Annotated in this window: 18 protein-coding genes; 10 read left to right on the top strand and 8 right to left on the bottom strand. The window is 67.8% G+C overall.

Going from position 1 to position 17,298, the window contains the following annotated elements; genetic code table 11:
* Positions 1 to 124 precede the first annotated feature (124 nt).
* The 3 genes from AB0L60_RS25005 (at position 125) to AB0L60_RS24995 (ending at position 3,157) form a co-directional block, all read left to right on the top strand.
* Positions 125 to 913, top strand: a complete 789-nt coding sequence (locus tag AB0L60_RS25005) for a tat pathway signal sequence (RefSeq protein WP_354833094.1) — start codon at positions 125 to 127, stop codon at positions 911 to 913.
* A 215-nt stretch (positions 914 to 1,128) separates the two neighbouring features.
* Positions 1,129 to 2,577 (top strand): NAD(P)/FAD-dependent oxidoreductase, encoded by a 1,449-nt coding sequence (locus tag AB0L60_RS25000; protein WP_364618009.1) that lies wholly within the window; start codon positions 1,129 to 1,131, stop codon positions 2,575 to 2,577.
* 268 nt (positions 2,578 to 2,845) lie between these two features.
* On the top strand, positions 2,846 to 3,157 hold the full coding sequence (locus tag AB0L60_RS24995) for a hypothetical protein (protein WP_364618007.1): 312 nt from the start codon (positions 2,846 to 2,848) through the stop codon (positions 3,155 to 3,157).
* Between the two features lie 116 nt (positions 3,158 to 3,273).
* On the opposite strand, the gene AB0L60_RS24990 is transcribed toward AB0L60_RS24995, so the two are convergent.
* Both AB0L60_RS24990 and AB0L60_RS24985 read right to left on the bottom strand, forming a co-directional pair.
* Positions 3,274 to 3,693, bottom strand: a complete 420-nt coding sequence (locus tag AB0L60_RS24990; RefSeq protein WP_364618005.1) for a tautomerase family protein — start codon at positions 3,691 to 3,693, stop codon at positions 3,274 to 3,276.
* A 28-nt stretch (positions 3,694 to 3,721) separates the two neighbouring features.
* The gene (locus AB0L60_RS24985; RefSeq protein WP_364618003.1) at positions 3,722 to 4,423 is read right to left on the bottom strand and encodes an SDR family oxidoreductase; all 702 of its coding nucleotides are present in this window, start codon (positions 4,421 to 4,423) and stop codon (positions 3,722 to 3,724) included.
* A gap of 399 nt (positions 4,424 to 4,822) precedes the next feature.
* On the opposite strand from AB0L60_RS24985, the gene AB0L60_RS24980 reads away from it, so the two are divergent.
* Entirely contained in the window at positions 4,823 to 5,827 is a 1,005-nt protein-coding gene (locus AB0L60_RS24980; protein ID WP_364618001.1) for a nucleotidyl transferase AbiEii/AbiGii toxin family protein, read from the top strand.
* Between the two features lie 25 nt (positions 5,828 to 5,852).
* Here the strand turns inward: AB0L60_RS24980 and AB0L60_RS24975 are convergent, their stop codons facing one another.
* From AB0L60_RS24975 to AB0L60_RS24960, 4 genes are all read right to left on the bottom strand, one after another.
* Positions 5,853 to 6,503 (bottom strand): urease accessory protein UreD, encoded by a 651-nt coding sequence (locus AB0L60_RS24975; protein ID WP_364618167.1) that lies wholly within the window; start codon positions 6,501 to 6,503, stop codon positions 5,853 to 5,855.
* A complete protein-coding gene (ureG, locus tag AB0L60_RS24970; protein WP_354831895.1) occupies positions 6,493 to 7,206 on the bottom strand; it encodes an urease accessory protein UreG in 714 nt (237 codons plus the stop codon). The genes AB0L60_RS24975 and ureG overlap by 11 nt, the downstream gene beginning before the upstream one ends.
* A gap of 67 nt (positions 7,207 to 7,273) precedes the next feature.
* A complete protein-coding gene (locus AB0L60_RS24965) occupies positions 7,274 to 7,906 on the bottom strand; it encodes an urease accessory UreF family protein (protein ID WP_364617999.1) in 633 nt (210 codons plus the stop codon).
* Between the two features lie 61 nt (positions 7,907 to 7,967).
* The gene (locus AB0L60_RS24960; RefSeq protein WP_364617997.1) at positions 7,968 to 8,195 is read right to left on the bottom strand and encodes a hypothetical protein; all 228 of its coding nucleotides are present in this window, start codon (positions 8,193 to 8,195) and stop codon (positions 7,968 to 7,970) included.
* A gap of 205 nt (positions 8,196 to 8,400) precedes the next feature.
* Here AB0L60_RS24960 and AB0L60_RS24955 point away from each other — a divergent pair, with 205 nt between their 5' ends.
* Complete coding sequence (locus tag AB0L60_RS24955) at positions 8,401 to 9,378, top strand: zinc-binding dehydrogenase (protein ID WP_364617995.1); 978 nt, start codon at positions 8,401 to 8,403, stop codon at positions 9,376 to 9,378.
* On the opposite strand, the gene AB0L60_RS24950 is transcribed toward AB0L60_RS24955, so the two are convergent.
* Positions 9,367 to 10,200 carry an SDR family NAD(P)-dependent oxidoreductase gene (locus AB0L60_RS24950; RefSeq protein WP_364617993.1) on the bottom strand — a complete coding sequence of 278 codons (834 nt, stop codon included), beginning with the start codon at positions 10,198 to 10,200 and terminating at the stop codon, positions 9,367 to 9,369. The two genes, AB0L60_RS24955 and AB0L60_RS24950, sit on opposite strands and share 12 nt — an antisense overlap.
* Positions 10,201 to 10,386: 186 nt before the next feature.
* Here AB0L60_RS24950 and AB0L60_RS24945 point away from each other — a divergent pair, with 186 nt between their 5' ends.
* Entirely contained in the window at positions 10,387 to 11,223 is an 837-nt protein-coding gene (locus tag AB0L60_RS24945; RefSeq protein ID WP_364617991.1) for a hypothetical protein, read from the top strand.
* Here the strand turns inward: AB0L60_RS24945 and AB0L60_RS24940 are convergent.
* On the bottom strand, positions 11,220 to 12,719 hold the full coding sequence (locus tag AB0L60_RS24940; RefSeq protein WP_364617989.1) for an MFS transporter: 1,500 nt from the start codon (positions 12,717 to 12,719) through the stop codon (positions 11,220 to 11,222). The genes AB0L60_RS24945 and AB0L60_RS24940 overlap by 4 nt on opposite strands.
* Before the next feature lie 112 nt (positions 12,720 to 12,831).
* Here AB0L60_RS24940 and AB0L60_RS24935 point away from each other — a divergent pair, with 112 nt between their 5' ends.
* The 4 genes from AB0L60_RS24935 (at position 12,832) to AB0L60_RS24920 (ending at position 17,293) form a co-directional block, all read left to right on the top strand.
* The gene (locus AB0L60_RS24935; RefSeq protein ID WP_364617987.1) at positions 12,832 to 13,500 is read left to right on the top strand and encodes a TetR/AcrR family transcriptional regulator; all 669 of its coding nucleotides are present in this window, start codon (positions 12,832 to 12,834) and stop codon (positions 13,498 to 13,500) included.
* Positions 13,501 to 13,629: 129 nt separating this feature from the next.
* Positions 13,630 to 13,824: a hypothetical protein gene (locus AB0L60_RS24930; protein ID WP_364617985.1), complete on the top strand. Its 195-nt coding sequence runs from the start codon at positions 13,630 to 13,632 to the stop codon at positions 13,822 to 13,824.
* A 168-nt stretch (positions 13,825 to 13,992) separates the two neighbouring features.
* Positions 13,993 to 16,344 (top strand): arylsulfatase, encoded by a 2,352-nt coding sequence (locus tag AB0L60_RS24925; RefSeq protein ID WP_364617983.1) that lies wholly within the window; start codon positions 13,993 to 13,995, stop codon positions 16,342 to 16,344.
* A 7-nt stretch (positions 16,345 to 16,351) separates the two neighbouring features.
* Positions 16,352 to 17,293 (top strand): formylglycine-generating enzyme family protein, encoded by a 942-nt coding sequence (locus tag AB0L60_RS24920; RefSeq protein ID WP_364617980.1) that lies wholly within the window; start codon positions 16,352 to 16,354, stop codon positions 17,291 to 17,293.
* Positions 17,294 to 17,298 lie beyond the last annotated feature (5 nt).

Here is a 17,298-nt window from a genome sequence, read left to right as displayed (position 1 = left end):
GTATCGGGCATCGTCCCCTCTATTGTGTTCCCTCGTGCGTTCCCCCAAGGCCCGGCGCGTGGCCTCCTCCGCTTGTGTTCTCGCTGCCGCGGCCCTCATTCCGGCCGCACCCGCCTTCGTCCCCATGGCCGGTGCCGCACCGGTGCACACCCAGGGTCCGATCGCGGGATTCGACGCCGATATGAGCAGCCGCATCGCGGCCGTCGACAATTACCTCGGCACCCGCCCCGGCGTCACCGGCTACGTGATGCGTGACCGCGTCACCGGCGGCATTTATCGAAACGGCAACGCGGACACCAACTTCTGGACCGCCTCCACCATCAAGCTGGCAATCGCCGAGGATCTGCTGAACCGCGCCCGGATCGGCGCCATCCAGCTCGGCCCCGACGACCGCGCGCTGATGGAGTCCATGCTGGCAACCTCCAACGACAATGCCGCCGACATCCTGTGGAACAAGTACGCCGGCATCGACCGCATGTCGTTCAACAACGCCTTCCGCGCCAACGGCATGACCGGCCTGGTCCCCATGCCGCCCACCACCTCGATCGAGCAGGTCAAGCTGTTCCCCGACTGGGGTTTCCAGCAATGCTCCCCCGCCGACCTGGACCGGCTGATGGACAACGTCCTCACCCGCATGCACCCGGATGACCGCGCCTACCTGCTCGACCGCATGCGCCACGTGGACACCAACCAGCACTGGGGCGTGTGGGGCGCGGGCGCGGCCATGAACCCGGGTCTGAAGAACGGCTGGTCCGACGAGCAGGGGGGCTGGGTGGTCAATTCGGTCGGCTTCGCGGGCCCGGGTGAGCGCTACACCCTCGCCATCATGACCGAGCAGGGCGATCAGGGCGGTTACGCCGACGGCTCCGAAACCACCACGCACGTGGCGCAATTGCTGTTCCAGGGGCGCTGACACCGACACTACGCGCGGGCGGTTCCGGCACGGCCGGGGCCGCCCGCGGCACGCTTCTGGGCAATCCTCGCTGGACGACCGTCCATATTGTAGTTTCAAGGTTGTTGCCTAAAGGTCTGTTTTCGGTCGATCCTGATTGGTCCGCGCTACTCACACTGCATTACCGTTACGGGTGAGTTGTCGTACTTTCCCGTCTGGCGAGGAGCAGGAACTAGATGAACACCGAGAAATCCGTCGCACAGCGTCATCGCGTGGTGGTGATCGGGTCCGGGTTCGGTGGACTGTTCGCCTGCAAGCAGCTGCGCAAGGCCGACGTCGACATCACCCTCATCTCGAAGACCTCCACGCACCTGTTCCAGCCACTGCTGTACCAGGTCGCCACCGGCATCCTCTCCACCGGCGAGATCGCCCCCGCCACCCGCATCGTGCTGCGCCAGCAGCAGAACGCGCGCGTCGTCATGGGCGAGGTCACCGACATCGACGTCGAGAACGGCACCGTCACCTCGCGCCTGCTCAACCAGGACTACGTCACCCCGTTCGACAGTCTCATCGTGGCCACCGGCGCGCAGCAGTCCTACTTCGGCAACGACCACTTCGCCACCTACGCGCCCGGCATGAAGACCATCGACGACGCCCTCGAGCTGCGCGCGCGCATCCTGGGCTCCTTCGAAGAGGCCGAGCTCGCCACCGATCCCGAAGTCCGCGACCGCTTCATGACCTTCGTGGTGGTCGGCGCCGGGCCCACCGGCGTCGAACTGGCCGGGCAGATCGCCGAACTCGCCGACCGCACCCTGGAAGGCTCCTTCCGCAATATCGACACCCGCGACGCGCGCGTCATCCTCGTCGAGGGCGCGGGCGCGGTGCTCGCCCCCATGGGCCCCAAGCTCGGCGGCAAGGCGCAGCAGCGGCTGGAGAAGATGGGCGTGGAGATCCAGCTCAACGCCATGGTCACCAATGTCGACGCGCGCGGCGTCACCATCAAGGACCAGGACGGCTCCGAGCGGCGCATCGAATCCGCCTGCAAGGTGTGGTCGGCCGGCGTACAGGCCAGCGCACTGGGCAAGATCCTCGCCGACCGGTCCAAGGGCACCGAGGTGGACCGGGCCGGGCGCGTCATCGTCGAGCCCGACCTCACCATCAAGGGCTACCCGAACGTCTTCGTGGTCGGCGATCTGATGTCGGTGCCGGGCGTGCCCGGGCAGGCGCAGGGCGCCATCCAGGGCGGCACCTACGCCGCGAAGGCCATCAAGGCCGAGGTCGCGGGCAAGCAGACGGTGGCCGACCGCAAGCCCTTCAAGTACTTCGACAAGGGCTCCATGGCCACGGTGTCGCGATTCAGCGCGGTGTGCCAGGTGGGCAAGCTGGAGTTCAGCGGCTTCTTCGCGTGGCTGGCCTGGCTGGGCCTGCACCTGTGGTACCTGGTCGGCTTCCGCAGCCGTTTCGTCACCGTGCTCGAATGGTTCGTCTCCTTCCTCGGCCGCCACCGCGGTCAGATGGCCGCCACCGAGCAGTGGGTGTTCGCGCGGCTGGCGCTCGAGGCGCTCGACGATCCGGCCGAGGCGCGTCAGCTCGCCAAACAGATCGGCGGCGAAAGTTCTTCCGGTAACGGCAAATCCGCGGCGAATGCGGAAGCGGAGAAGTCCTCGCAGCAGCGCGCGGGCTGACAGCAAGCGGTATCGACGACTCCGCACCCGTCGGCGGAACCATCGCGAACGAGTCGGCAACTCAGAAGTGAGTGCAGATGCACTGAGGCCGGAATCCCTGAACTGGATTCCGGCCTCTTTCATGGCCTTTCATTATCACTGTGGCTAATTTTCAGTTATGGCAATGACTTCCGGTTGCCCACTTTGTCACCAATCCAGGCGACCGGCGGGTTCGAATGCCGAGCGTCGATGTACCCCTAGATGTTCTGCCTGAACAGAAAGGTTCTGCATGGCCGCAGGTAAGCACCGACCACTCAACCCGCACCGGAACAAGGTCGGCAATGTGGTTGCGGCAGGGGCGGTTCCGCTATTACCGGCGATCGTCGGATCGGGCACCGCGAACGCGGCACCGGCCGAGGTCGCTCCGGTGACACAGCAGGACGACGCGCCCAGGCAGTGGCCGGCCGCCGAGGCCCCGAACATGAATCCCCATGAGGGCCTGCACATTCCGGGCGCGATCCCGGTCTCGGCCAACGCCGCAGGCGCTGCAGTCGACGCGTTCAACGCGTTCAATGCTCAACCCCGCGTCGTCGGCGACTGACCCTCGCCGTCGAGCAGCTCGATCGAGCACCGCTGTGCTCGCGGTGGGAACCGGCGGTGAGGGCCGGTTCCCACCAGCCCCCGCCATCCCACCGCGCCGATACGGGCCACGCTCGGTCAGTAGGGAATGGGTTTGTTCGCCTCGGCCCAGCCGCGCTCGATATGGCTGCCGGGCGGGGGCGGGAACAGTCCACCGATCATCCAGGTGTCCCGGGGTACCTCGTTGATATTGAATTCGAGATGCAGCCCCCGATCGAGGGTGTACGGGGCCATGAGGTCGTGCAGGCGCTGGCTCATGTGCTTGCGCAGATCGGGGTCGTCGAGTTGGCGCGCCAGGTGGTCGATGGTGATCCGCACCGCGGGGATCGATACCCCGCCGACGTAGAAGGAGTCGACCGGGACCTCGTGGAACAGCGCCACCGCGTAGAACTCCGGCAGCCCGAATCGCGCGTAGTAAGCCGTGATGTCCTTGGCGAAATCCTGTTTGTCCTCGGCCGTGAGGGTGTCGGCGGGGTGATAGATGTGCCACAGCGGCATGATGAACTCCCTTGGAAGAGACTGATTTTCAGCGACCGAGCGTCAGTACGAGGCCCTCGACCGGGCCGGACAGCGCGGCCTTCACCTGCCGGGTGAAGTCGTCCACGAGCACCTCGGTCGACCCCTGTTCCAGCCCGTCGGCGACCGCCGCCGCCACCTCGGCCGGACTGATCTTCGGCGCCGCGATGGCCTTCACCATGTCGGTGTCGGCGAACCCGAGATGCACACCGACCACCTGCGTACCCTGCCCCGCCAATTCGATCCGCAGGGAATTGGTGATCGACCACAGAGCGGCTTTCGACGCGCCGTACGCGGCCGCCCCCGAACTCCAGGACAGCACCGAGTGGATATCCACCAGCGCCCCACCACCGTTCGCGGCGAGGATCGGCGCGAAGGCCCGCGCGATCCGCAGCGGCCCGAAGACATTCGTCTCGAACGTCTCCACCACATCCGCCATCTCGGTCTGCAACAGCGGAGCCGGCCGCAACACCCCCGCATTGTTCACCACAATGCTCGCATCCCCGGCCCGCTCCGCGACCGCGGCAATCGAATCCAGATCGGTGACCTCCAGCTCGACCGGCACGATCCGCGGAACGTCGCTCGATTCCGGCTTCCGCGCGCTCACGTACACCTTGGCCGCACCCCGGTCCAGAAACTCCCGGGCAAACGCACGGCCCAGCCCACGCTGCCCGCCCGTCACCAGAACATTCGCACCCTCGATTGTCGTCATATCTACCTCCTGATTCACTCGCGCCATCTGACTATATCTAACTATAGCCAACTTGCCCGAGCAGGTACAGGTCGTGGATCTGCCGTCGTCAGGGTGGGCATCGATCTCGCCGAGGCCGCTGCGAAACTGGTCCCGCCATCTCGGGCCCGGGTCGGAAGGTAGCGACGCGCGTGGCCGGCCAGGCAGCCCGTGCAGCGCGATGATCGGGGGCCCGAATCCGTTGCGGCGCAATGCTGGCGACAACATCAGGGCGCTCCCGGAGCGGGTAAGGGGCAGAATTCCGCAGTGACAGCTCCCGGATCTTGATCGCCCAAGTCTGCTGAGCGCGTGGCGCTTTCGCGGTCTACAACCTGGAATGACCGCGATTTCCTGTCACACCCCTGTTCTAGCGTCAGGGAGGTGGAGACGACACCGCGGTTCCGCGCCGCTCATCGGGCGGCGCTGGACCACACGCTGGAGCTGATCGCCGAATCACCCTGGGGTCGTGGGCTGGTGCTGCGCGGGAGCATCACCATGGCCGCGTGGGTCGGCGACAAGGCGAGGCCGCCGGCCGATCTGGACTGGATCGTGCCCGAACCGACCGATATCGCCTTCACCGATCCTGCCGACCCGGTTCCCTATGTCGACGACATGTCCTGGGTGCAGCACTGGCCCGAGGCCGCGTTCGGAGCGGCGACCGACGAGATGTGGGAGGACGAGCAGTTCGAGTCCTTCGGGCTACGCCCGATCCTGCCACCGGAGGGCCTGCACTGGGTGGATCCGGACGATTACAGCGAGAACCACACCTGGACTCCCCTGCTGGACAACCTGATCGAGACGATCCGGCAGCGACCGGCGACCCCGGCAGGTGTGGTCCTGAGCGCCGACGGTATCGACGACACTGCGGACGAGAGCTATGCCCTCGACTACAACGACACCCCCGGCCTCAGGGTCCGGGTGCCCTGGTACACGACCGGCCCCGACGCGATGACGGGCTCGGTTCAAGTGGATTTCGCCGCCGACCTATCCCTCCCCGACTCCCCCGTCTGGACCCTCGTGCCACGCGGAGACGGCAGCGCGCCCACCCCCTGCGTCACGGCGAGCCCGGAATTGTCCCTGGCATGGAAACTCCTGTGGCTGTTCGCCGAATCCACCAGAACCTCGGAGTACGTCGACATCCGCGACGGCGGCGCGGGCAAGGATCTCTACGACGCCGTGCTCCTGGCGGAGTCCCCGTGCATCCACCTACCCCGGCCGCTGCTGCGCAGAGCCCTCGGCGCAGCAGCCGACGATTTCGAAGCCGACGACATCCTCACCTGGAACGTCCACTGGGACACGTTCCGGCAGAGCCATCCTGACGTCACCGGCAGCCTGCGCGAATGGCTCGAACGACTGGTCCGAGCGCTCACCCCAGCCCAGGCATAGATCTCCTCGAGGGGGGAACTGCGGGTCAGCGGGTCAGCAGGGGACCCGTCCAGGTGAACAGGGTGCCGCCTGCGGCGAGGGGTAGGAGTGCTGCGTTCAGGCCGGTGGTGTCGGCCGGGCGGCCATCGGGGTAGGTGAGCACACTCTCCAGTGCGCGCGGGGCCGAGAGGGCGTCGTCGGTGATGGTCTCGGCGCCGAGTTCGAGGCGGTGACGCAGGAGTGGGGTGGCGCCGATGTCGGCGGTGAGCTCGCCGCTCCAGGAGCCGTGGTCCTCGCCGGTGCGGCCGATCTGGATACGTTCCCGAATGCGCAGGCGCGCACCCTCTTCCAGCCGCATGGTGGTGAAGGTGTCGTGCTCGGCGCCGCCCGCGACCACCGTCGGTTCGGGATCGACATCGAGTTCGCCGCCGGCAGCCACGTCGAAGTGCCAGTGCGCCATGGACTTCCGGGTCTCGCGCCCGGGCAGCGCGATGGTGGCGGCCACCGACCGGACCATCAACCGCGCGCCCTCACCCACCGAGACGACGATGTCCAGCACGTCGCCGCCGAGCGGGGTGGCGGCGGTGCCGATGATGTGCACCGTGTCCACACCGGTGTGCCGCGCCGCCAGGCCGCCGACCGCGTGAATGTGCGGCAGCCTCCCGGCGGTCGCGGTGATACGGAGCTCAGTGCGAATGGGCACTGCCCGCCGCCGCGTCCTGTTCGGCCGCCACACGCAACTGCTCGCGCACCCAGGCCAGGACCGGCGTCGCGGCCGGATCCTCGGTGAGGGAGGTGAACACGAACGGCCGGCCCTCGCGCACCTTGGTCGAATCCCGGTCCATGACAGCCAGATCCGCGCCGACCATGGGGGCCAGGTCGGTCTTGTTGATGACCAGCAGATCCGACCAGGTCACGCCCGGTCCGCCCTTGCGCGGCACCTTGTCGCCGCCGGCCACGTCGACCACGAAGATCTGCGCGTCGATCAGGCCGGAGGAAAAGGTGGCGGTCAGATTGTCGCCGCCCGACTCGACCAGGATCAGATCCAGCGGCGGGTTCGCCTCGATCAGGTCGTCGATGGCGTCCAGGTTCGCGGTGATGTCGTCGCGGATCGCGGTGTGCGGGCAGCCGCCGGTCTGGACCGCGGTGATCCGCTCGTCGGGCAGCACCGCGTGCCGGCGCAGGAAATCCGCGTCCTCGGTGGTGTAGATGTCATTGGTCAGCACGGCCAGCGACAGCTCGTCCCGCAGCTGACGGCACAGGGCCGCGGTCAGCGCGGTCTTCCCGGACCCGACGGGCCCGCCGATCCCGATCCGCAGCGGCTCCCCCGGCGTCCGCTCCCGCTTGGGCCGGTCGTGGCTGTGGTCGTGCGGTTCCCCATCGATGAGGTGAGGTGGCATGTGCGGCTCCTTTCACCCCCATCCTTGCCCAGCCACGTAAACCGCTTGTTACCAACCAGGTGACCGGCTAGGACGCGAACAGCGGCATGTCCCGCCGCAGGTGCCGCTCGGCGAGCACGTCCTGCAGCGGGTCGGAGACCGCGGCAAGCGATTTCGCCGCCTGCCGCGCGGTGGCGTCGCACAACGCGGCGAGCCGGACGGTGCAGGCGGCGACCGCGGCAGGATCGAGGGCCAGCAGTCGCTGCGCGGCCGTCGCGGCCCCGGTCATGGTGGTGTAGACAGTGACGGCGGCGATGTCCTCCGGTGCGGCGTCGCACACCGTGCCGACCACTCCGAACACCGTGGACAGATGCGGACGAGCGCCGAGCGCCCGCCAATCGGCCTGCGGCCAGACCTGTTTGGCCAGCCGCAGCAGCCCGCGCCCCTGCGCCCGCGACGCCGCCCGAGCCGCCGGCGACGGCGTCCGCGCGTCGGCCTCGAGTTCGGCGCGCCCCGGTTCGAGGGTCCCTGCGCAGACGGCGGCGGCCAGTGAGGCCACCACCAGACCGGAGGTGCCGATGCGTCGCCGCAGGTAGAGCTCGACGCTCGCGACATCGCGCAGCAGACCGGAGGCGACCGCCTCCTCGACCCCGCCCGAATGCACGTGCCCGCCGATCGGCAGCCGGGAATCGGCGAGGGTGAGGAGGGTGGTCAGGCTCATCGCCGCACGTCCGGATATCGCATGGCCCGATCCTAGGCCGTGCCCGGCCGCGGCCTCTCGGTTAGGTGAGCAGGCAGGGCGCCGAGGCCGAGATGCTCTTCAGGGCGCAGGTGAAGGAATTGAGCGCGCCCGCGGAACCGGTCTCGGGGATCAGCCCGGCGACTGGGTTCACCGCGGCCGGTTCGGGGGTGGCGGGTTGCAGCGACAGCGGAGCGGCCAGGGCCGGGGCCGCGCCGAGTCCGGAGCCGATGGCCGCGATCGCACAGGCTTTCAGCACAACGGTTTTCATGAATTGTCCTCTCTCACAGCAAGCTCACAGGAAGTAAAACGCAGCGAGACTAACCCGAAAGCCGCGAGTGTGAAGGCGATTCGTTTCAAATTGCGGGTGAACTCGGCGCCGCAGTCGGCGGACCCCGCGCAAAGGAACTTGACCTGAACCAATGTTCAGGTTGCAGGCTTTGGGGACACGTTCATTGCCGAGACCAGGAGTTGCTGTGCACGCCATCCGTCTTCACGAGTTCGGACCTGCCGAGAATCTGCGGTACGAGACGGTCCCGGACCCTGAGCCCGGTCCCGGCCAGGTGCGGATCGAGGTCCGTGCGGCGGGGGTGCATCTGCTGGATACCGCACTGCGGCAGGGCTTCTCGGGATCGCCGATGCCGATACCGGAACTGCCGACCATCCCCGGCCGGGAGGTGGCGGGGACGGTGGACCGGGTCGGTTCCGGAGTGGACGACAGCTGGCTCGGCCGCGCGGTCGTCGCCCACATCGGGCAGGTGCCGGGCGGATACGCGGAGCTCACGGTGACCGAAGCCGAACGGCTGCACGCGATTCCGGACGGTGTCGATCCCGGGGCCGCGGTCGCCATGATCGGCACCGGACGCACCACGCTCGGGATTCTCGGCTTCGCCGAGGTCAGCGCCGAGACCGTGGCCATCGTGCCGTCCGCGGCCGGTGGCATCGGCACCCTGCTGGTCCAGTACCTGGCCGCAGCGGGCGCGACCGCCATCGGACTCGCCGGCGGCAAGGCGAAGGCCGATCAGGTCTACGAGAACGGCGCTGATCTGGCGCTGGACTACCTGGATCCGGCATGGCCGGACGCGGTGCGCGCCCGCTACGGCGACCGCCCGGCCACCCTGCTGTTCGACGGTGTCGGCGGCGAGATCGCCCGCACCGCAGTCGATCTGCTCGGCGTGGGCGGCGTGCGACTGGTGTTCGGCTGGTCCGGCGGACAGATCGACCTCGACGAGCAGGCCCTCGCCACACGCGGCATCACCTCGCAGGTCGTGCTCGGCCCGCCCATGCTCGAACGCGCGGGCGGCTTGCGCGCCTTGGAGACTCGCGCGCTGGCCGAGGCCGCGACCGGTCGTCTGCGCCCGGCCGTCCAGTCCTTCCCACTCGCGCAGGCCGCCGCCGCGCACCGGGCCCTGGAATCCCGCGAGACGACCGGAAAAGTGGTGTTACTTCCCTGACCGGCGACCCATGCCGCGCTCCATGAACCGTTGCGCGGCCCCGCGCCGCAGATCCGAGAACGCCTGCACCGCACCGGTCCACCAGGGCGAGATCTCCAGCGGCCGCGCCACCACGGCGTGGCAGATGAGATCGGCAGCCTCGTCGGCGGTGAGACCGGGCACGCTGGAGAAATCGGTGGGCGCGCTCATGCGGGTGTGCACCAGCGGCATGTACACCGAGGTGGTGGTGACGCCGTCGGCGGCGATCTCCGTCGCCACGGTGCGCAACCAGATGTCGAAGGCGCCCTTGGACGCACCGTAGGCCGACCACCGCGGCGCGGGCGGCATGCGCAGCCCCCAGGTGGAGATGTTCACGATGTGCCCGCGGCGGTGCTCGCGCATGCTCGGCAGCAGGGTGAGCAGCAGCCGCACGGGTCCGAGGTAGTTGACGTCGATGGTGCGGGTGAAATCGTGGAATCGGTCATAGGATTCGTCGATCGGGCGGCGAATCGACCGGCCCGCGTTGTTGATCATCACATCGACCCGGCCGTGCTCGGCCAGCACCCGCTGTCCCAGGGCCTCGACGGCATCGAATTCGGTGATGTCCGACTGGTAGACGTGCGCCGTCCCGCCCGCTTCCCGGATCTCGGCGGCCACCTGTTCGAGATCCTCGAGCGACCGCGCCACCAACAGCACCGTCGCGCCCGCGGCCGCCAGTTTCCGCGCGGCCGCCTTGCCGATGCCGTGCGAGGCGCCGGTCACCAGGATGACCTCGCCGGACACAGCCTCGCGCAGCGCCTTCTCACGCGGTCGGGAGGTCGGATAGAAGAGTCTGGTCGCCACGCGTTCCGCCAATGGACGTCCGTTCGACCCGGCCGGTCGCGCACTGTTCGGAGCGTCTTGCTCAGCCACGTTTCCGAGCCTAACCGGCGGACCGGTATGTGATCGGGAAGTGAGTGGAAATACCCTGGGCGCAGCCCACTTTCCGGCACCAGGATGGGAGGCGGTCTACGGGGGAAGGAATCCGTCATGTCGTATCGAGCGCCGGAAGAGCCGACGCCGGAACACGTCTCGATCCCGGGTTGGATCGCACGCGGCATCGTGCTGGTGCTGTTCGTGCCACCGCGGCTGGTGTGGGAGGCGCTCACCCGGATACCGCGACTGATCGTGGCGGCATTCAGGCTGTTCGACGAGCATCTGGCGCGACCGCTGGCGATCTTGTTCCGGGACTGGGTCTTCCGCCCGCTGCGCAATTTCGTGCGCAATTATCTCTGGCACCTGCTGATCCAGCAGCTGCTGTTCGGCATGGTCCTCACCCCGATCGGGGCATTCCTGCTCGCCTATGTCCTGCGCCCGATCCAGCGAACCATCGAGGAGTGGCTGTGGCGGCGGGTCCTGAAGCCGGGCATCCCGTGGATCTTCCGCGCCGTGGTGAGACCGATCGCCGAGGCGATCGGGTGGACGCTGGCCATGGCGTGGGAGTGGCTGGTCGCCGTCCCGATCTCGGCCCTGTGGCGGCGAATCCTGCGGCCCGGCGGCCACTGGCTGCTGGTCACCGTGCTCGAGCCGCTCGCCACCTGGTTGATCGTGTGGCCCGCGGAGCACCTGTGGCGATGGGTGCTGCGTCCGCTGGTCTACGCGGTGATCGTGACGGTCCGGTTCGGCTGGCGGGTGGCCACCACCGTCGTCCACATCACGGTGGTGGCCCCCTGCCGCTGGTTCAACCGCACTGTCCTGCAACCACTCTTCGCCGCCGTCGCCCGCGCCTGGCGTGCCCTCGCGGGCCCGGTGCGCTGGGCGTATCAGCGGATGGTCATGCCCTGGCGCGCCCGCATCACCGAGGCGTGGACCACCCTGTTCGGCTAGTGCGCGGAACCGGCCGGCACCGCGGCGCTGGTCGCAGGGGCGCCGGACTTGGCGAAGAACGCCACCACCGCCATCGCGGCCAGCAGCACCGCACCGGTGGTGGTCGCCACGTGCATGCCGGTCACGAAGGATTCCCGCGCCGATTCGACCAGGGCGGCATTGTCACCGGCCTGGTCGACGGTCTCGCCCAGCGTCGGCCCGAAATTCCCGCCGGAGCGGAAGACCAGGGCCGCCAGGGATCCCAGCAGCGCCAGGCCCAGCCCGTTGCCGAGTTCGAAGCTGGTCTCGGAGATACCGACCGCCGACCCGGCCCGCTCGGCCGGGACCGAGGACACCGCCACCTCCGACACCAGTGTGAACGCGATGCCGAAGCCCGCGCCCGCGACCACGGAACCGGCGATGTACCAGCCGATCCCGCCGTCCACACCGACCCCGAGCAGCATGAGATTGCCCAGGGACGCCATGCTCAGCGCCAGCACGAAGGTGGTCTTGGTGCCGAGCCTGCGCCCGATCCGCGCGCCGCTCATCGAGAACACGAACACCACCACGGCCCCCGGAATCCCGAGCAGCGCCGACTGCAGCGCGTCGCGTCCGGTCACCGACTGCAGGTACATGCTGGTCAGGTAGCTCATGCCGGCCAGCGCCAGCATGCCGACCGTGCTGGACCCGATGGCCACCGAGAACAGCCCGCGCCGGAACAGGCTCAGATCCAGCAGCGGTTCGGCCAGCGTGCGCTGCCGCCGGATGAACGCGGTCAGCAGCAGCACACCGAGGATCCCGATGCCGACGGCCGGCAGGTCGAATCCCTCGGCCGCGCAATGCTTGACGGCGTACACGAGCGGCAGGATGCCACCGATGGACAGCAGCACGCTCACCCAGTCCAGGCGGCCGCGCCCGGCGTCGCGGTGCTCGGGCAGCAGCAGCGGACCGAAGGCCAGCAGCACCAGCAGCACCGGCGTATTGATGAGGAACACCGAGCCCCACCAGAAGTGGTGCAGCAGGACGCCGCCGATGATGGGCCCGACCGCCGACCCGCCCGCGAAGAACGCGGTCCAGACGCCGATGGCGGTGGCCCGCGCCCGATCGTTCGGGAACAGCGTCGAGATCAGGGCCAGGCTCGACGGCAGCAGCGTCGCGCCACCGATGCCCATGAGCGCCCGCGCCGCGATGAGCACGCCCGCGCTGGGTGCGAAAGCGGCCAGCGCCGAGGCGATTCCGAAGACCGTGGCACCGGCGAGCAGAATGTTGCGGCGCCCGATGCGGTCGCCCAGATTGCCCATGGTGATGAGCAGTCCGGCGATCATGAAGCCGTAGATGTCGAGGATCCAGAGCTGCTGTGTCGCGGACGGATCCAGGCTCTGGGTGAGGGTCGGCATGGCCAGGTAGAGCACCGACATGTCCATCGACACCAGCAGCACCGGCAGTAGCAGAACCGCGAGGCCCGCCCAGGCGCGGCGCGGCGTCTTCGCGTCGGGACGCGCGAGGGTACTCGTCATGACCTATCCTTCGGGCTGATTTCGGGCTTGCAAGAAAAGGCGCGCGTACGTTGTACGCACGAGCGCGAGTACAGGGTACGCAACCCCTGCGCGGAAGGGAACAATTCGTCCGATGACCGAGGCCAAGCTCACCCGGGCCGCCATCGTCGACACCGCCATCACCCTGGCCGACGAGTCCGGACTGGATTCCCTGTCCATGCGCCGCATCGCCGATCGGATGAACTCCGGCGCCATGTCGCTGTACCGGCACATCCCCAACAAGGACACCCTGCTGGCGGCCATGACCGACGAGGTCTCGCGGCGCAACCCCTACCCGCCGGCCGAGGGCCAGGGCTGGACCTGGCGGGACCGGGTGCGGATCGCGGCCGAGGTAGATTGGCGTCTCTACCAGGAACATCCGTGGGTGCTGTTCACCTTCGCGGTGCCGCGCTACAACTTCGGCGAGCACAGCCTGGTGGTGCTGAGCTGGCTGGTCGAGGGCTTCGCCGAGCTCGGCGTCGACACCCGCGAGGCGACCCGCATGTCACTGTCGGTCTGGAGCTACATCGCCGGGGTCGCGCTACAGGAGGTCAGCGCCCGGCTGCTGCAGGGACGCGACAGCAGCGCCGACGAACGCTCCGGGCTCACCGCCCTGCTCGACGGCGACCCGCGCTGGCCCACCCCGCCGCCGCTCGCCGATCTCGTCGGCACTGGCGACACCGCCCTGCTGAATCCGGAGCATCTGCTCGACACCGGTCTCACCGCACTGTGCGACGGCTTCGAGGCCCGCGCCGCTCACTGATCCGCCGGAATCACCATCACGGGCACCACCGCATGTCGTCGTTCGGCATCGCCCGCATCCTTACATTGACTGCAATGTCGCAGGCGATGCCGTTGCGCAGCTTCTGCGCGCAGATGGCGACAGCGTCTTGTGCCCCTGTTCGATCACCCGCAAGGCCATCCGGTCGCAGACCGTGCTATCCAGCGGGACCTCGGCGCCGGCCCATCGCCGGCCGGCCGAATCCTGCGGCGCTTCAGCCGTTGGATGATGCCGGTCGTGCTGATCGTGCTCGGGCTCTACATCATCGACCGTTCGGGCCTCGTGTTCGGCCAACTGCTGCTATGAGTCCATTCCGGTCGGTACTCTTCTATCGGAACGAGAGGCCGGTGAGCAGCGAGAGTTCCGGATACCGAGTCCAGGAATGGCATGGTCACCGACGCGTCGATGAACTCCCAGCGGTATCGCCGGAGCTGGGTATCACTACCAACGATTCTCCTTTTCCAGAGGTGAATGATGGCCAGGAAGTTCGAAGGACATGTCGCCCTAGATATCCGTGACTCGGTCGCCGACTGGGGGCCGTACGCGGAGCCGACCGCGAAGCAGGGTGCCCCCAACGTGCTGTATCTCGTGTGGGACGACATCGGAATCGCTACCTGGGACTGCTACGGCGGTCTGGTCGACATGCCGAATATGAAGCGGATCGCCGATAGTGGCGTGCAGTTCACGCAGTTCCACACCACCGCACTGTGTTCGCCCACGCGCGCCTCGCTGCTGACCGGGCGAAATGCGTCATCGGTCGGTATGGCGACGATCGAAGAATTCAGCGATGGATTCCCGAGCCTGTCGGGGCGCATCCCCGCCGACACCGCGTTGTGTTCGGAGGTGCTCGCCGAGCGGGGATGGAACACCTACGCCGTCGGGAAATGGCACATGACGCCGCTCGAGGAGGAGAATCTCGCGGCATCGAAGCGGCATTGGCCGCTGGGGCGCGGGTTCGAGCGGTTCTACGGCTTCCTCGGCGGCGAGGCCGACCAGTGGTATCCGAATCTGGTGTACGACAATCACCCGATCTCGCAGCCGTATCCGCCGGAGGACGGGTATCACCTGTCGAAGGATCTGGCCGACAAGTCGATCGAGTTCATTCGCGACGCAAAGGTGATCGCCCCCGACAAACCGTGGTTCATGTACCTGTGCCCGGGATGCGGGCACGCGCCGCACCATGTCGCGCACGAGTGGGCCGACAAATACCGCGGCCGGTTCGACATGGGCTACGAGAAGTATCGCGAGATAGTGCTGGAGAACCAGAAGCGCATGGGCCTGGTGCCGGAGAACACCGAGCTGTCGCCCATGAACCCGTACATGAACGTCACCAGCGCCGATGGCAAACCGTGGCCGGCGCAGGACACGGTGCGGGCATGGGATTCGCTGTCCGACAACGAGAAACGGCTGTTCGCCCGGCAGGCGGAGGTGTTCGCCGGATTCCTGTCGTACACGGACGCGCAGATCGGCCGATTGCTGGACTATCTCGAGGAGAGCGGCCAGCTCGACAACACCATCATCGTGGCCTTCTCGGACAACGGCGCCAGCGGCGAGGGCGGTCCGAACGGTTCGGTCAACGAGATGAAGTTCTTCAACGGCTACATCGACACGATCGAGGACAGTCTGGCCAAGCTCGACGAGCTGGGTTTGCCGACCACCTACAACCACTACAGCATCGGGTGGGCGATGGCCTTCAACACCCCGTACAAGCTGTACAAGCGGTATGCCTCGCACGAAGGCGGCATCGCCGATCCATGCGTGATGTCGTGGCCGGCCGGCATCCCGGCCCGCGGCGAGGTCCGCCACCAGTACCTCAACGTCTGCGACATCACCCCCACCGTCTACGAACTGCTCGGCATCACACCGCCGGACACGGTGAAGAACGTGGAGCAGCGCCCCCTGGAGGGGGTCAGCTTCCGGGCCTTGTTCGAAGACGCCGACGCCGATATCGGCAAGCACACCCAGTTCTATTCGATGCTGGGCACGCGCGGGATCTGGCATCGTGGGTGGTTCACCGACACCATTCACGCGGCATGCCCGTCCGGCTGGGGACATTTCGACAAGGACCGCTGGGAACTGTTCCATCTCGAACAGGACCGCAGCCAGATGCACGACCTGGCCGAGGTCCATCCCGAGAAGCTGGAGGAATTGAAGGCACTGTGGTTCTCGGAGGCCGAGAAATACAACGGGATGCCGCTCAACGATCTCGACATCGTCTCCGCGATGGTGCGCTATCGCCCGACCTACGCCAAAGGCCTGGACCGGGCCGTCTACTACCCGGACAGCGCGGAGGTCGGACCGGGCGCGGCGCTCGAGATTCTGGGACGCTCGTTCGCGCTGCTCGCCGAGACGACGATTACCAGCCCGGACGCGGAGGGAGTGCTGTTCGCCCACGGTGGGCGGCTCGGCGGGCACGCCCTGTTCGTCCAGGACGGTCGCCTGTGCTACATCTACAACTTCCTCGGCGAGGAGGAACAGGCCATCGTCTCCGACCGCCGGGTACCGCTCGGCGATCACATCCTCGGGGTGCGGTACGAACGGCACGGCACCCGGCCCGACCACTTCACGCCCACGGGTGAGGCCGTCCTCTACATCGATGAGAACCCCGTGGGTTCACTCGACGACATGCGGATCCAGCCGACCGTGTTCTCCGGTGTCGGGGAGGGCGTCCGGGTCGGCCGGGACACCGGCCAGTCCGTGTCGGCGCGGTACCGGTCACCGTTCCCGTTCACCGGGGGGACCATGCACCAGGTCATCGAGGACGTGAGCGGAAAGCCGTACCAGGATCTGGAAATGGCGGCGGCCGCGGCCTTTTCGCGCGATTGAGGCACCCATGGCCACCGCGATCCGCGCAGACGTCCACCGCGGCATGGTCCGGATAGCCGGCGGCGATTTCAGCATGGGTTCGGAGGATTTCTTCCCCGAGGAGCGGCCGGTGCATCGGGTGCGAGTCGATTCGTTCTGGATCGACCCGCACCCGGTGACCAATGCGGCCTTCCGGCGATTCGTGAAGCAAACCGGATACCTCACTGTCGCCGAACGCATTCCGGCGGCCGAGGACTACCCGGATGCGGAGCCGGGGGACCTGACACCGGGCGCGCTGGTGTTCCGGCCCACCTCGGGTCCGGTGTCGTTGGACAACTGGCGCCGCTGGTGGCGGTACGTGCCGGGAGCCAGCTGGCGCCATCCACACGGGCCCGGCAGTACGCTCGACGGGCTCGACCGTCACCCTGTCACGCAGGTCGCCTACGAGGACGCTTCGGCCTACGCGGCCTGGGCCGGCAAACAGCTACCCACGGAGGCGGAATGGGAGTACGCGGCCCGTGGCGGACTCGATTCGGCGACCTACGCCTGGGGTGACGAATTCGAACCCACCGGCCGGCGCCTGGCCAATGTCTGGGTCGGCGCCTTCCCCTGGAAGTTCCAGCCCGGCCGAGGGCAGACGTCCACACCCGGCACCACGGCGATCGGCACCTATTCGCCCAACGGTTACGGTCTGTACGACGTGACCGGCAACGTGTGGGAGTGGACAGTCGACTTCTTTCGCCCCGGGCACTCGGCGTCGTGCTGTTGCGCGCCACGCAACCCACGGGTGGACACACCCGAACTCGAAGCGGCGCAACGCTTTCCACGCCGCGTGGTCAAGGGTGGCTCGTATCTGTGCGCGGCCGACTACTGTCTGCGCTACCGCCCGGCCGCCCGGCAGGGGCAGACCGAGGACACCGCCACCTGCCATCTCGGATTCCGTTGTGTCGTGCGCGACGAAGGTCCGTGACGAGT

The organism is Nocardia sp. NPDC051981, from assembly GCF_040680715.1.
In the GTDB taxonomy this organism is placed as follows: Bacteria; Actinomycetota; Actinomycetes; order Mycobacteriales; family Mycobacteriaceae; genus Nocardia.
This window is presented reverse-complemented; position numbering and strand designations above follow the sequence as displayed.